The sequence below is a fragment of the Micromonospora sp. WMMD558 genome (genome assembly GCF_049315255.1).
Classification (GTDB): domain Bacteria; phylum Actinomycetota; class Actinomycetes; order Mycobacteriales; family Micromonosporaceae; genus Micromonospora.
This window is the reverse complement of record NZ_CP186061.1, coordinates 3048096-3062449: the sequence shown is the minus strand read 5'-3', so window position 1 is coordinate 3062449 and position 14354 is coordinate 3048096. Positions and strand designations below refer to the sequence as shown.

Below are 14354 nucleotides of genomic sequence, written 5' to 3'. Positions count from 1 at the left end.
ACCCGAAGGAACACACTTACCCTAGCCGATCACACACATCTATGGAAGCGCTCCCAGGGGTTGTCATCCGTCCCGGGTGACGGCGCCTCACCCCCGGGCCGGACAGGATCGTTCCGGACGGGCGCGCGCCTGCCACCGAGGAAGGAGCCAGCGATGACTGTCGTGACCGTGAGCCGCATCGACCAGGACATCCAGGCCGCCGTGCTCGACGAGCTGACCTTCGAGCCCCGGGTTCAGCCGAACGAGATCGGCGTGACCGTGTCCGAGGGTGTGGTCACCCTGACCGGCCGGGTCGACAGCTACGCCCGCAAGTGGGCGGCCGAACGCGCCGCACACCGGGTGCCCCGCGTCCGGGCCGTCGCCAACGACCTCACCGTGCAGATCGGCACCGGCGCCGAGCGCCCCGATCCGGACCTCGCCGCCGCGGTCACGCACGCTCTGGAGTGGGACGCTTTCGTCCCGGTCGAGCGGATCGACGTGAGCGTGTCGCGGGGCTCGGTCACGCTGCACGGCGAGGTCGACTGGGAGTACCAGCGCCGGGCCGCCGAACGCGCCGTCGCCCGGCTGGCCGGCGTCCGCGCAGTGAGCAACGGTCTCTCCGTCCGCCCGGCCGCCCGCGCCGACGGGCACCGGCTCGCCGAGGCGATCGCCGACGCGCTCGCCCGCAACCGGGCCACCGAGGCGGAGCGGATCACGGTCCGCGTACACGGCGACACCGTCGTGCTCGGCGGACTGGTCCACTCCATGCCGGAGCGGGCCGAGGTGGAGCGGGTCGTCTGGTCGGCGCCCGGCGTCCGGGAGGTCCAGAACCACGTCGCGGTGGCCCCGGTACTGCGGTGACGCCACCCCGGCGCCCCGGGCCGGACGGCGGTGAACCACCCGGCCCGGGTGAGCCACCTTCACCCCGATCCGGGCGAGCGTGGGAGTCATGACTGATCCGAACGGGCTCCGACCCGGGTGCGCCGCACCCGGGTCGACCCTGCGGGTACACCGCCGTCGCTCGGATCGGCGGGGGGTGGCGCGATGAACACGCCGCTTCAGATCACCGCCCGCCTGCGCACACCCGTGACCGAGACCGACCACGTCCGGGGACCGGCGGACGCCCCGGTGACGATCGTCGAGTACGCGGACTTCCAGTGCCGGTTCAGCGGGGCCGCGTACCCGAACCTGGCCGAACTGCTCCGCCAGCGCGCCGACACGGTACGGCTGGTCTACCGGCACTTCCCCATCGCCAACGTGCACCCGTACGCGGAGAGCGCCGCCGAGGCGAGCGAGGCCGCCGCCGAGCGCGGGCGGTTCTGGGACCTGCACGACTGGCTCTTCGAGCACCAGGACCAACTCGACCCGGTGCACCTGTCGCTCGGCGTCGAGCAGATCGGGCTGCCCGCGGACGACATCGGCGCCGAGGTGGGCCGCCGGGCCCACGCCGACCGCGTACGGCGCGACTTCGTCGGCGGCATCCACAGCGGCGTGGCCGCCGCCCCGACGCTGTTCGTGAACGACGTCCGCCTCGGCGGCGGCTACGACCTCGCGGACCTGCTCACCGCCGTCGACGCCGCCGCGCCCCCGTGACCGGCGGACCAGCCACGCCACGTCCCGCACGTCGCCGCGCCACCACCACGTGCGGGACGTCGTTCCGGTCCGGCGCCCGTCAGATCAGCCGCAGGTCGCGGGCGCGCCGCACCGCCTCGCGGCGGCGCGTGGCGTCCAGCTTGCGGTAGATGTTGCGGACGTGCGTCTTGACCGTGTTGACCGACAGGGACAGCTCGGCGGCGATCTCCACGTTGGACAGGATGCTCTGCAGGTACCGCAGGATCGTCAGCTCACGCTCGGTGAGGGGTTCGTCGAGCGCCGTCGGGGCGCCCTCGGCCGGTGCCCGCTCCACCGGCTCGTCGGCCCCGCGGACCAGGTCGCTCACCGTCGGCCAGTGCGCCGTCCCCGTGTCGAGATGCGCCGCGAGCAGGTCACGCACCCCCGGTTCGGCGCGGGTGAACGGCCGGCGGATGCCCTCCGGTCCGGCCAGGTCGAGGGCCCGCTCCAGCACCCGCCGGGCCCGCCGCTCGTCGCCCGTACGCCCGGCGAGCACCGCCTCCAGCACGGCGGCGTCCAGGCGTACGGGCAGCGGCCAGCCGTCCGCCTCCGGGGCCGACCAGTCGGGCAGGACGGCCTCGGCGGCCCGGTCGTCGCCGGCCCGTAGCTCGACCCGGGCACGACCGACGGCCAGGGCCGGGTCCCCGTCGTCGCCGAGCAGGTCCCGCGCCGTGTCCAGGTCACCCCGAGCCCCCCGCAGGTCCGCCTCGGCGGCCACCAGCCAGCGGCCCAGCGCCCCGGCGCCGGGACGCCCGGCCAGCCGTTCCCGCGCGGCGGCCAGCACCCGGTGCCCGGCCGCCAGATCCCCGGCGTCCCGCAGCAGGTGCGCCCGGCACAGCGCGGCCACCGCCCCGGCCTCGGGATCCCCGGTCGCCGGCTCCGCCAGCGCCAGGTCCGCCTCCGCCTCCTCGGGCTGGTCCCGGTGCACCGCCACCACGGCCAGCGCCAGGTACGCGTACCCGCAGTCGGTCCGCCCGGACCACCCCTGGCCCGGCGGCAGGGCGAGCGCCTCCCGAGCCAGCGCCTCGGCCCCGCGCAGCGCCCCGCGCACGGCGTGCAGCAGAGCCATCCGGCTGGCGCCGAGCAGCTCGGTCCGCGTCCGGCCAGCGGCCCGGGCCGCTTCCAACGCGAAGCCGAAATGCGCCTCGGCACGGCGCAGATCGCCGTCGGCGAGGTCGGCCAGACCGAGGGCGGTGCCGGCGGCCGCCCGCACGTCGGTGTCCTCGGCAGCAGCACCGCGCGGCTCGGCGGTCGGCGCCGGCGCGGCGAGCAACCGGTCGACCGGTGGCGCGGGCACCGCGCCGGCACCGCTCGGCGTGGGCCCGGCCACCCCGGCGGTGTCGGGCAGGCGGGCCGCCGGGCGGGTGGCGAGCAGGCGGGCGGCGGTGTCGCGTACCGCCGGGAGGTCGCCGGACAGGCGCGCCACCGCCAACTCGACCGCGGTGGCCAGCCGGGCGAAGCGCTCGCGGCGGGGCACGGGCAGCGACCGGCCCGCCTCCGCCGCGGACCGCAGGTATCCGACCGCGGCCGGCGCGTCCCCCGCGTGGGCGCGCTCCGCGGCGCAGGCCAGCGCCAGCTCCGGGTCGGCCGCCAGGACCTCGGCGGGCGGGGGCGCGGGCGCGGACCCGGGTGCCCCCTCGTGGCCGTACGGGGCCAGCTCGGGCCAGTTCGCCACGAACAACTCGGTGGCCCGGGCCCAGTCGGCGCCGGCCAGCGCGTGGCGCAGCCCGTCGGCGGGCCGGCCGTTGCCGGCGTACCAGCCGGCGGCGCGCAGGTGCAGGTCCCGCTGCTCGTCGGCGGGCAGCCGGCTCAGCTCGGCGTGCAGCAGGTCGGCGAGCAGCGGGTGGCAGCGATACCAGGGCGGGCGGCCGTCGTCGCGGCGCAGCAGCCCCCCGCCGCCGGACAGGGCGACCAGCGCCGCCTCCGCGTCGGTGCGGCCGGTGAGCGCGCCCGCGAGACCGGCGCAGACGGCGTCCGCCACCGCCGCGCGGCGCAGCACGTCCCGGTCGCCGGGGTCCAGCCCGGCGAGAACCTCCTCCCGCAGGTAGCTGGCCACGTCCGGCTGGTCGCCGCCGAACTGCTCGACCCATCGGGCCGGATCGGGCTGGCCCCGCAGCCCGAGCGCGGCGAACCGGAGTGCGGCCGGCCAGCCGCCGGTCCGTTCCCGCAGCCGCCGCACGGCCGCCGCCGGGAGCACCGCCCCGTGCGCGGCCAGCAGATCGGCCACCTCGTCACCGGTGAACGCCAGCTCGTCCGGGCCGAGTTCGGTCAGCTCCCCGGCCAGCCGCCAGCGGTGCACGGGAAGCGGCACCGCGGCCCGGGCGCCGACCACCAGGCGGAGCCGCTGCTCGGCATGCCGGAGCAGGAACTCCAGCCCGGTGACCGCCGCCGGGTCGGTGATCCGGTGCAGGTCGTCCAGGACCAGCAGCACCGGCCGTTCCCGGCCGGCGAGGGCCGCGGCCAGCAACTCCAACTGGTCCGGGCGGGGGGAACGGTCGGGCACCGACGGCTCGGCCGGACCGTCGCCCGGGTCGGTGGCGCTCCGCAGGGCCGCCGCCAGGTACGACCAGAGACGGTCGCCGTCGTCGCCGGCCTCCACCGACACCCACCCCACGTCGGGCCGCTCCCGGCCCGGGTCGGGGCCCGCCGCGCCGAAATCCCCCGGTGGGGCGCTGGCCGGTGGCGCGTCCCGGGCGCCGTCGGCGGCCCCGGTCACCGGCCCGCCCCGGACCGGGTCACGGCCGGCCGTCCCGGCGGCCCGGAACCACGACGCGAGCAGGGTGGTCTTGCCCCAGCCGGCCGGCGCGGCGACGAGGGTCAGCGGCACGGCCGTCCCCTCGTCCAGCGCCCGCAGCAGCCGGGGCCGGAGCACCACCGGTTCGGGCAGCGCGGGTGGGCTGAGCCGGGAGGCCAGCACCGGCGCTCCCGGTCCCGTGACGACTGCGGTCTCCCGTCGGTCCTCCGGCACCCGGCCCCACCCCCATGGACGTGTCCACTCCCCCGGTCCTGCGGCCGGCGGTTACCCGACCGACGGCGGTTCACCCCTTCGGGGCGAGCACGCTTCACCCCGCCCCGGGCGAGGGTGGCGGTACGCGTGCTCCTTGCGCGCGCCCGGCGCCGGGCGCGCGGATCGGGACGGGAGGGACAGGTGGGACGGATCGCGACGGTGGCCGGCGGCGCCCTCGCCGGTGCGGTGGTGGGAGCCGTGTCCGGCCGGGTGCTCCGGGGCCGGCGGCACCGACCTCCGGCCGGCCGGCCCCGAGCCCACGCCGACCCGGTGGGCGGCTGGCAGGTCGTCACGGTGGACCGGGCACCCCGCGCGGTGCTGCCCGGCGGGCGGTGGCCGGAGCCCCTGCGCCGGCTCGGCGGCGCGATCCAGGTGGAGGTACGGCCGGCGCCCGGCTGCCGGGGCACCGAACTGGCCGCCCGGCCCCGCCCCGGCGTCCCGCTCCCGGGGCTCGCCGCGCACGTCGTCGGCGACGACCCCGCCCGCGCGGTCCGGGCCGCGCTACGGCAGGCCAAACAGCTCGCCGAGACCGGCGAGGTGCTGCGCGCCGACCGGACGCCGATGGACCGGGGGCCGGCGGGATGAGGGCGCTGTGCTGGACGGGCGCCGGCCAGGTGGCGGTACGGCAGGTGCCCGACCCGGAACTGCGCAACGGCCACGACGCGATCGTGCGGGTGCGGCAGAGCGCCACCTGCGGCGGTGACCTGCCGCTGCTGGCCGGGCGGACGCCGTACGTGGCCGTGGGGGACGTGCTGGGGCACGAGTTCCTCGGTGAGGTCGTCGAGGTGGGGCCGGAGGTGCGCCGCCACCGGGTCGGCGACCGGGTGGTGGTAAGCGCCTCGGTGGCCTGCGGCACCTGCTGGTACTGCCGCGGCGGGCTCCCGTCGTGCTGCGACAACGGCAACCCGGAGCCGGAGGTCGGTGAGGCCGTGTACGGGCACGCGGTGCCCGGCGCGTTCGGGCGGCCACGCGCGACGGGCGGCTTCGCCGGCAGCCACGCCGAGTACGTGCGCGTCCCGTACGCCGACGTCGGCGCGTTCGGCGTGCCCGACGCCGTCAGCGACGACCGCGCGCTCTTCGCCTCGGACGCCGCCCCGGCCGGCTGGATGGCCGCCGACGTGGGCGGGGTACGCCCCGGCGACGTGGTGGCGGTGTGGGGCGCCGGAGCGGTCGGGCAGCTCACCGCCCGGGCCGCCGGTCTGCTCGGGGCGGAGCGGGTCATCGTCGTCGACGACCAGGACGACCGGCTGCGGATGGCGGAACGGCACAGCGGCGCGGAGACCGTCGACCCACGCCACGTCGACGTCCCCGCCGAGCTGCGCGAGCGGACCGGCGGGCGGGGCCCGGACGTGTGCGTGGAGGCGGTCGGGCCGGCCTGGGACGGGCAGGTCCGGACCCTCGCGGAACGCTTCACCGCCGGGGCGCAACGGCCGCCGGCGGTCCGCGAGGCGGTGCACACCTGCCGCAAGGGCGGCACGGTCGTGGTGCTGGGCGAGTTCGACGGGCACGTGGACGCCTTCCCGCTGGGTGCGGTCAGCGCCAAGGGGTTGTCGGTGCGGGGCGTACGGCAGCACGGGCAGCGGTACGTACCGATGCTGCTGGAGCGGATGGCCCGCGACGAGCTGCGCACGGAGCACCTGGCCACCCACCGGTTGCCGCTGGAGCAGGGCGCGCACGGGTACGCGCTGTTCCGGGACCGGCGGGACGGCTGCGTGCGTACCGTGCTCAACCCGGACCTGCCGGCCGGCCCGTGAACGGGCGGTGCGCGCGGCAGCGCGGCGCCCCGCGGGGCCGGCGGGTGGAGCGGGGCGGCGGCCCGGTCGGGGCGGATGGCAGACTCGGCGGATGCGTGAGGATCGGACGTACGACCTCGTCCTGTTCGGAGCCACCGGTTTCACCGGGGGGCTGACCGCCGAGTACCTCGCCCGGCACGCGCCGGCGGGGCTGCGCTGGGCGCTGGCCGGGCGCAACCCCACCAAGCTCGCCGCCGTCCGGGAGCGGCTCGCCGCGATCGACCCGGAGCTGGCGGCGCTGCCCCTGCTCACCGCCGACGTCACCGATCCCGGGTCGCTGCGGGCGGTCGCCGAGAGCGCCCGGGTGGTCGCCACCACCGTCGGCCCGTACGTCCACCACGGCGAGCCCCTCGTGGCGGCGTGCGCGCGGGCGGGCACCGACTACCTGGACATCACCGGGGAACCGGAGTTCGTCGACCTGATGTACGTACGGCACCACGCCGAAGCGGTCCGCACCGGCGCCCGCCTCGTGCACACCTGCGGGTTCGACTCGATCCCGTACGACCTGGGCGTCTGGTTCACCCTCAAGCACCTGCCGGCCGGCGTCCCGGTCACCGTCGACGGGTTCGTCCGGGCGGGCGGGCGACCCTCCGCCGGCACGTACCACTCGGCGCTGACGGCGTTCTCCCGTACCGGTGAGATGAGCCGCGCCGCGAAGGCCCGGCGGGCGGTGGAGCCCCGGCCGGAGGGCCGGCGGGTCCGCGCGGTCCCCGGCCGGATCGCCCGCTCGCCGGAGCTGCGCATGTGGACGGTGCCGCTGCCCACCATCGACCCGCAGGTGGTGCGCCGCTCGGCCGCCGCCCGCCCGGAGTACGGCCCGGACTTCCGCTACCGCCACTTCGCGGCGGTGAAGCGGCTACCGACCGTGCTGGCCGGCGTGGCCGGGCTGGGCGCCCTGGTCGGTCTCGTGCAGGTGCCGCCGACCCGGCGCTGGCTGCTCGGCCGGCTCTCCTCCGGGCAGGGCCCGAGCCCCGAGCAGCGGGCGCGCTCCTGGTTCCGGGTGCGGTTCCTGGCCGAGGGCGGCGGGCGGCGGGTGCAGACCGAGGTGTCCGGCGGCGACCCCGGCTACGACGAGACCGCGAAGATGCTCGCCGAGTCGGCCCTCTGCCTCGCCCTGGACGACCTACCCCGGACGTCCGGCCAGGTGACCCCGGTGACGGCCATGGCCGACCCCCTACTGACCCGCCTCCAGAACGCCGGCATCACCTTCCGCCTGCGGTGAAAGGAAGGGCCCCTTCTTAACGCCTCCGGTAGAGGAAGGGTCCCCTGTTAACAGCTTGACCCTCGACCTGCTTGAGGACACAGGATCCATTGCCGTGGAGAGCGACCTGCACAGCATCGGCGAGCTGGCCCGGGCCAGCGGGCTGACCGTCAGCGCCCTGCGGTTCTACGACTCGGCCGGGGTGCTGGTCCCGGCCCGGGTCGACCCGGTGACCGGCTACCGGTGGTACACCGACGACCAGGTGCGCCCGGCCCGGCTGGTCGCCGGGCTGCGCCGGGTCGGGATGCCGGTGCCCGAGATCGCCGCGGCGGTACGGTCCGGGCCGGCGGCCGCACACCGGCTGCTGGACACACACCTGCGCCGCCTCGAGGACGGTCTCGCCGACGCCCGCCGTGAGCTCTCCCGGATCCGTACCCTCATCGATCCCGAGGAGCAGCCGATGACCACCCACCTGACCCTGTCCCGCACCGACCTGGCCGCCGCCGTTGACGCGGTCCGTTTCGCCGTCGCCACCGGACCCGACCTGCCCGAGCTCACCGGCGTCCTCTTCGACGTGGACGCCGGCGGCGTCCAGCTGGTCGCCACCGACCGGTACCGGATGGCCCTGGCCCGGATCGGCGCCGACGTCGACGGGCCGGCCGTCCGCGCCCTCGTCCCGGCCGGCTTCGTCGACGAGACCCGCACGCTGCTCGACACCGCCGGGGAGGTGCGGCTGGCCGTCGGCGACGGCACCGTCGCGGTCACCGTCGCCGGGCGTACGCTCGACGCCGGCACCCTGCCGTACGACTTCCCGGACCACCGGCGGCTGCTGCGCGCGGCGCCCGGCGGCCCGGCCCACCGCGCGACCGTCGACGTGGCCGCCCTGCGCGCGGCCCTCACCAGCCCGGACGCTCCCGTCGTCCACCGGGAGCACGGTGGCGCCGCGCTGCCGGTGAGTGTGCTCGGCCCGGACGGCCGGGGCGGGGTACGCCTGTACGGCGAGGACGAGCTGACCGGGGACGCGCCCCGGATCGGGGTGAACGCCGGCTACCTGCTCCAGGCCCTCGACGCGGGCGGCCGGGGCCAGCTCGTCCTGGAGCTGGACGGCCCGATCGCGCCGCTTGCCGTCCGCCGTCCCGACGACACCGACGCCTTCTCGGTCCTGATGCCGATCCGCCTCTGACGGGCCGTCGTGTCCCGGCCGCCCGGCGCCAGCGACGAGACCGGGCCCGGACCGGCCGGGGCGCGACGGTAGCATCTGAAGGTCCACCTGACGTCCGGACGGAGGCGTACGGAGCAGCATGCTCGACATGGAGTTGATCCGGAAGGATCGCGACGCGGTGGCGTCCGCGCTGGCCAAGCGGATGGACCCGGCGGAGGTGAGCCGCGCGCTGGACGAGATCCAGCAGCTCGACCAGGAGCGGCGCAGCCTGATCACCGAGATCGACGGCGAGCGCCAGCGCCGCAAGGCCGAGGCCCGGGCGTACGCGGAGGCCAAGCGGGCCGGCCGTGAGCCCGAGGTCGCCGCGCCGGAGGCCGGCCGCAAGCAGCTCTCCGAGCTGGAGGCCGAGCTGGACGAGGTGCAGGCACGCCTGCGGGACCGGATGAGCGAGCTGCCCAACCTGCCGGCGGACGACGTCGTGCCCGGCGGCAAGGAGGCCAACCGGGTCGTCAGGACCTTCGGCGAGCCCCCGGCGATCGAGAAGGTCCGCGACCACGTCGAGCTGTCCCGGATGCTGGGCCTGGTGGACCACGAGCGGGGCGTCAAGCTCGGCGGTTCCGGCTTCTGGATGTACACCGGGGTGGGTGCCCGGCTGGAGTGGGCGCTGCTCAACTTCTTCATCGACGAGAACGTCAAGGCCGGCTACGAGTTCCTGCTGCCGCCGCACCTGCTGCTGGAGAGCGCCGGCTTCGCCGCCGGCCAGTTCCCGAAGTTCACCGACGACGTCTACCACCTGGACCGGGCGTCGGCGCCGCGCGCGCAGTTCCTGCTGCCGACCGCCGAGACGGCGATCCTCGGTGCGTTCCAGGACGAGATCATGGACACGGCGAAGCTGCCGCTGAAGGCCTTCGCGTACACCCCCTGCTACCGCCGGGAGGCGGGTGGATCCCACTCGGACGAGCGCGGCACCGTGCGCGGCCACCAGTTCAACAAGGTGGAGATCTTCCAGTTCACCCTCCCGGAGCAGGCGGAGGCGGCGCACGAGGAGATGGTCACCCACGCCGAGAGCCTGGTCGAGAAGCTGGGGCTGCACTACCAGCGCACGCTGCTGTCGGCCGGCGACGCCAGCGCGGCGATGCGCAAGACCCTCGACATCGAGGTGTGGATGCCGAGCACCGGCAAGTACAAGGAGGTGTCGTCGGTCTCCTGGGGCGGTGACTACCAGGCACGGCGGGCGGCGATCCGCTACCGGGAGCCGGGCGGCAAGCAGACCCGCTTCGTCCACACCCTGAACGGTTCGGCGCTGGCGACGAGCCGGCTGTTCCCGGCGATCCTGGAGCAGTTCCAGCAGCCCGACGGCAGCGTGGTGATCCCGGAGATCCTCCGCGACCGCGTGGGCACCGACTGCCTGACCCCACGCTGACCCGCTCCGCGCTTCGCGGCGGGACCCGGACGTACGTCCGGGTCCCGCCGCTTCAGCAGGTGTTAAAAGGGGATCCTTCCTCTACCGGAGGCGTTAACAAGGGGCCCTTCCTTACACCTCAGCCAGGGATGCGAGGCGGCGGGTCAGGTCTTCGCCGTCCAGGAAGCCCTGGTGGATCACCCGGCCGGTGCGGTCGAGGATGACGAAGGTGCTCTGCTCGGCGACCTCGAAGCGGCGCCACAGCGCGCCCGCCCGGTCGTCCACCTGCGGGACCCCGGCCAGTTCGAACTCGGTCACGAAGTCCTTCATGGCCTTCTGCTGGCCGAGGCCGGCGACGCCGACGACGGGAACCGTGTCGCGGTACTGCGGCGCCACCTCGGCGACCGTCCACGCCTGACTCGCGCACGTGGCGCACCAGGGCGCCCAGAACCACAGCACCACCGGTTTACCGGCCAGGGCGGCGGCGTCGAAGGCCGCGCCGTCGAGGGTCTTCGCCGTGAAGCGCAGCGTCTCCGGCACGGTGGGGGGCCGCTGCGCCGCGCTGGGTGAAGCCGCCGAGGGCGAGCCTGTCGCGGTGGGCGTACCGGCTGCGGGGGGCGGGGACGCCGCGTCACCGGTCGTGGTGGTCGCGGACGCACCGCCGTCGCCGCCGCAGGCGGTCGCGCCGAGCAGGGCGACCGCCGTCACGGCCGCCAGGACGGTACGCGGAAGCCTCCGCATCCGGGCCTCCCTCCGGTACGGGGTCACGACTCGGCCCTGGTCAGCCGCAGGGCGAGTTCGGGGCAGACCTTGACCGCCTTGAGCGCCCCCTCGCGGAGCCAGGTCGGCACGGGTGTGGCCGGGAACGCGGGGTACCCGTTGGCGTCGAGTCGGATGAAGTCGGGCACGACGTGCGCGCAGAGCCCGTGCCCGTCGCAGCGGGACCAGTCGAGCATCAGCTTCTGCGGGTTGGGGTCGGGGGCGCCGGGCAGCCCCATCAGGCCCTTGACCCGCTTGCCGCAGCCGTCACCGGTGGCGTGCAGCCGCAGGTCCTCGGCGAAGACCTCCATCGCGGAGAGCGCGAACCGGGCCGTACCGTCCGGGTGGCTGCACGCCCCACGGCCCTTGACGTCGCCGGCGGCGGCCCGGACGACCTCCACCGGGGCGCTGCCGGAGACCGCGAGGTCGACCGAGCGGGCCAGCTCCGGCAGGCCCATCCTGCACGGCCCGCACTGGCCGGCGGACTCGCCCGCCAGGTAGCGGACCACCTGGGCGGCCTCGCCGAGCGGGCAGCTGTCCGGGCCGAGGGGCACGATGATGCCGGCGCCGAGCGTGCCGCCGACGGCGGCGAGTCCCTTGCGGGAGATCTCGGCCCGGTCGGCCCCCTCCTGGGTGATCCACTTTCCGTGGTAGCCGCCCACCAGGATGCCCGGCCCGTCCGGCACCTCGCACAGGTCGAGGATCTCCCGCAGCGGGGTGCCGGCGGCGCATTCGACCACGGCCGGTCGCTTCGCCGCGCCGGTAACGGTGAGCAGCACGGTGCCGGGTTCGTCGTCGGTGCCGAGCGCCGCGTACTCGTACGGCCCGAGCCGGGCGGCGATCGCGAGTTGGGCGTACGTCTCCGCGTTGGAGAGCAGGGTGGGCAGGCCACCGACACCCGAGTCGCTGGAGCGCTTCTTCGTGCCCGGCGGGATGTGCGGCAGGCCGTTGATGCCGTTGACCAGCGCCCCGCCCTCGCCGGAGATGAACCGGTGCGGCACGGTGACGACGCTCGTCGGCACCGGCATCCGCCGCTCCCCCAGCGCCTCCATCAGGGACTCCTGGCCCACCCCGTCGTCGGCCACGCCGATGATGATCTCGTCGGCGTCCAGCGCGTACGCGGCCAGCGCCGCCCCGTCGAGGATGAGGTGCGGGGCCCGGGTGAGCAGCACCTTGTCCTTCCAGCTGGCCGGCTCCCCCTCGGAGGCGTTGACCACGACGATCGCCGAGGCGTCCTGCCGTTCGCAGGACTCGAGCACGGCGCGCAGCTTCGTGGCGAACGGGAAGCCCGCCCCGCCCTTACCCTTGAGCTGGATGCCGTCGGCGAGCCGCAGCAGGTTCGCCGGTTCCATCGGGCCGATCGGGCCGTGCACCTCCTCGTGGGTGAACAGGTCGAGGCGGCCGAACTCGGCGAAGCCCGCGGTCAGCCGGGGCTCGCCGACGCACGCGACCGGCGGGACGGTCGTCCGCATCACTTGGCCTCGCCCCGCAGCCCGGCCCAGTACGCCGTGTCGACGGCGTCCGCGCTCGCCCGGCGCCGCCGCCGGCTCTCCTTGGCCTCCCGGCGCGCCCGCCGGGAGGCGAGGTCGACCAGGGTCGGGGTGTCGTCCGGCGGCAGCGCGTCGTCCTCCGGGACGTACCGGGCCGGCGGCCGCCAGTAGTCCGTCTCCTCCGGCACGTCCTCGTCGGCGCTGTGCCGGCCGCCGCCGCTGCGCGGGGCGGACGAGATCGGGGTGCCGGAGACCGGGCCGCCGGAGATCGGCCCGGCCGACACGGGTCCGGCCGAGATGGGTCCGGCCGAGATCGGCTGCGTGGTCTCCCAGCGGCGCGGGCTGGTCCAGGGCTCCTCCGGCTCGTCGCGGCGCTGCGGCGGCACCGAGTACCGGGTGCCCGTGTCCACCTCGCCCCGACTCCGCCGGGAGGGGCGGACCTCGTCGTCGTCGCGCCGGCGCCGGCCGGCCGGCTCCTCGTCGCGCCGGCGGGACCGCGACTCGTACTCGTACGCGTCCTCGCGCCGCCGGGCCACCCGCTCCTCGTCGCGGCGGGCCACAACGGGCTCGCGCTCCTCCGACCGTCGCCGGGACCGGGTGGGCGCCGGCTCCTCCGACCGGCGGCGGGCGGGCCGCTCGCCGCGACGGGCCGGCACCGGCTCGACCTCGTCGCGACGGCCGCGGCCCGGCGCCGGCTCGCGCAGCGAACCGGGCTCCGGCACCACCGGCACGGTGAACCGTTCGGGGTCGCGGCGGCGGCTTCCGGGCGCGCTCCACGAGCCGGCGAGGGTGGTCTCGGACCAGGTCGACGCCCGCCCGTCCCGCGTCTCACGCCGGTCGTCGGCGTCGCGCTTGCGGGCGAGCGCGCCGAGGAGCGCACGGCCCTTGCCGTCGTCGGTCACCCGCGCGGTCATCGCCTTGTTCATCGCGGCGGCCTGGTGCTGCTCGCGGCTGCGCCGGCCCAGGTGCACCGAGACCCGGACCAGCAGCGCCAGCACCACGAGCAGTACGCAGGCGAGGTAGCTGACCACCACCCAGGGCTTCGCCGGCCGGCCGGCGTTCAGGCCGTGGAAGATGGCGAACGGCCACGCGGCGTACGCGGCGGAGTGCAGCGTCCGCCACAGCCACTTCGGACCGACCCCGGCGAACCGGGCGCGGATGATGCCGGTCCAGAGCACGCTCACCATGAGCAGCCCGGCGACCGTGCCGAGGCCGACGTAGAGCCCGCGCCCGCTGACGAACGGAACCACCGCGTCGGTGCTCGCCGCCCGCCCGGTCGCGATCTTGGTGATGACGTGGAAGACCAGCCCGGCGACGCCGAGGATGCCGGTCGCCCGGTGCGCGGACTGGAGCAGCACCCGGTGCCGGATCATCAGCACGAGCCGGTCGGTGGCGAGCAGCCCCAGCATCACGGTGAGGCTGAGCGACACCAGGGCGATCACGCCGGCGAAGAACTCGGTGAAGAAGAAGCCGTACGAGTACATCGCCCCGCCCACGCCGGTCAGCATGGTGACGGCCCACAACGCGGCGAGCGCGGAGACGGTCAACAGGACGACCGCGGACCGCGACGGGGCGCGTACGCCCCGGCTGCTGGTGCTGGTCCGAACGGGCGCCGCCTTCTGTTTCTGCTGTGCCGGGGCCATCTGCTCCTCGATCGTCTCGCGGTGGCGCGCCACCGGCCGACCCTGCTCCCTCCTCCTGTACGGACGGACCGCGCCCCCGGATCACCGGTCGGCCAAGAATTTCCGCGCGGACCGTCGAACCGACCCGCCGCGCGGTGCGTGTACGCGACCTCCGGGGACGGCGATTACAGCGACAGATGTCCATACATTGACAGCGCCTGCAACACGCTTGTAAAGTTTCGGAAACTTTCAGCCCGGCGTGCAAGACACCGGCAACCTGGAAGCCCTCCCACGGCTCCACCACCACCTGCTTTCCCCACACCCCCGT

10 protein-coding genes and 1 pseudogene are annotated in these 14354 nt (G+C 75.9%); 7 read left to right on the top strand and 4 right to left on the bottom strand.

All coding sequences use genetic code 11. The features are described 5' to 3' along the window. Positions 1-153 precede the first annotated feature (153 nt). Positions 154-840 carry a BON domain-containing protein gene (locus ACN26Y_RS14940; RefSeq protein WP_155330853.1) on the top strand — a complete coding sequence of 229 codons (687 nt, stop codon included), beginning with the start codon at positions 154-156 and terminating at the stop codon, positions 838-840. A 183-nt stretch (positions 841-1023) separates the two neighbouring features. Further along, positions 1024-1572, top strand: a complete 549-nt coding sequence (locus ACN26Y_RS14935) for a DsbA family protein (RefSeq protein WP_155330852.1) — start codon at positions 1024-1026, stop codon at positions 1570-1572. A gap of 79 nt (positions 1573-1651) precedes the next feature. Here the strand turns inward: ACN26Y_RS14935 and ACN26Y_RS14930 are convergent. Continuing rightward, positions 1652-4632: pseudogene (locus tag ACN26Y_RS14930) on the bottom strand (LuxR C-terminal-related transcriptional regulator). A gap of 175 nt (positions 4633-4807) precedes the next feature. Here ACN26Y_RS14930 and ACN26Y_RS14925 point away from each other — a divergent pair. The 5 genes from ACN26Y_RS14925 (at position 4808) to serS (ending at position 10176) form a co-directional block, all read left to right on the top strand. Continuing rightward, positions 4808-5182, top strand: a complete 375-nt coding sequence (locus ACN26Y_RS14925) for a hypothetical protein (protein ID WP_230689062.1) — start codon at positions 4808-4810, stop codon at positions 5180-5182. After that, positions 5179-6351: a zinc-dependent alcohol dehydrogenase gene (locus ACN26Y_RS14920; protein ID WP_422734843.1), complete on the top strand. Its 1173-nt coding sequence runs from the start codon at positions 5179-5181 to the stop codon at positions 6349-6351. The genes ACN26Y_RS14925 and ACN26Y_RS14920 overlap by 4 nt, the downstream gene beginning before the upstream one ends. A gap of 91 nt (positions 6352-6442) precedes the next feature. After that, positions 6443-7612 (top strand): saccharopine dehydrogenase family protein, encoded by a 1170-nt coding sequence (locus ACN26Y_RS14915; protein WP_155330849.1) that lies wholly within the window; start codon positions 6443-6445, stop codon positions 7610-7612. Between the two features lie 106 nt (positions 7613-7718). Then, entirely contained in the window at positions 7719-8774 is a 1056-nt protein-coding gene (locus tag ACN26Y_RS14910; protein ID WP_422734936.1) for a MerR family transcriptional regulator, read from the top strand. A 118-nt stretch (positions 8775-8892) separates the two neighbouring features. Then, positions 8893-10176 carry a serine--tRNA ligase gene (serS, locus tag ACN26Y_RS14905; RefSeq protein WP_422734842.1) on the top strand — a complete coding sequence of 428 codons (1284 nt, stop codon included), beginning with the start codon at positions 8893-8895 and terminating at the stop codon, positions 10174-10176. A gap of 111 nt (positions 10177-10287) precedes the next feature. On the opposite strand, the gene ACN26Y_RS14900 is transcribed toward serS, so the two are convergent. From ACN26Y_RS14900 to ACN26Y_RS14890, 3 genes are read right to left on the bottom strand one after another with little or no spacing between them, the layout of a single operon-like run. Next, positions 10288-10896: a redoxin domain-containing protein gene (locus ACN26Y_RS14900; RefSeq protein ID WP_155330847.1), complete on the bottom strand. Its 609-nt coding sequence runs from the start codon at positions 10894-10896 to the stop codon at positions 10288-10290. Between the two features lie 23 nt (positions 10897-10919). Next, the gene (locus ACN26Y_RS14895) at positions 10920-12389 is read right to left on the bottom strand and encodes an NADH-quinone oxidoreductase subunit NuoF family protein (protein WP_155330846.1); all 1470 of its coding nucleotides are present in this window, start codon (positions 12387-12389) and stop codon (positions 10920-10922) included. Further along, entirely contained in the window at positions 12386-14080 is a 1695-nt protein-coding gene (locus tag ACN26Y_RS14890; protein ID WP_230689000.1) for a hypothetical protein, read from the bottom strand. Before ACN26Y_RS14890 ends, ACN26Y_RS14895 begins: the two co-directional genes overlap by 4 nt. Positions 14081-14354: the final 274 nt, after the last annotated feature.

What these genes read in the sequence shown, in the direction of transcription:
- ACN26Y_RS14900 (WP_155330847.1), bottom strand. Translation starts at nt 10,896, where the DNA reads ATGCGGAGGCTTCCGCGTACCGTCCTGGCGGCCGTGACGGCGGTCGCC.
- serS (WP_422734842.1), top strand. Translation starts at nt 8,893, where the DNA reads ATGCTCGACATGGAGTTGATCCGGAAGGATCGCGACGCGGTGGCGTCC.
- ACN26Y_RS14935 (WP_155330852.1), top strand. Translation starts at nt 1,024, where the DNA reads ATGAACACGCCGCTTCAGATCACCGCCCGCCTGCGCACACCCGTGACC.
- ACN26Y_RS14920 (WP_422734843.1), top strand. Translation starts at nt 5,179, where the DNA reads ATGAGGGCGCTGTGCTGGACGGGCGCCGGCCAGGTGGCGGTACGGCAG.
- ACN26Y_RS14940 (WP_155330853.1), top strand. Translation starts at nt 154, where the DNA reads ATGACTGTCGTGACCGTGAGCCGCATCGACCAGGACATCCAGGCCGCC.
- ACN26Y_RS14915 (WP_155330849.1), top strand. Translation starts at nt 6,443, where the DNA reads ATGCGTGAGGATCGGACGTACGACCTCGTCCTGTTCGGAGCCACCGGT.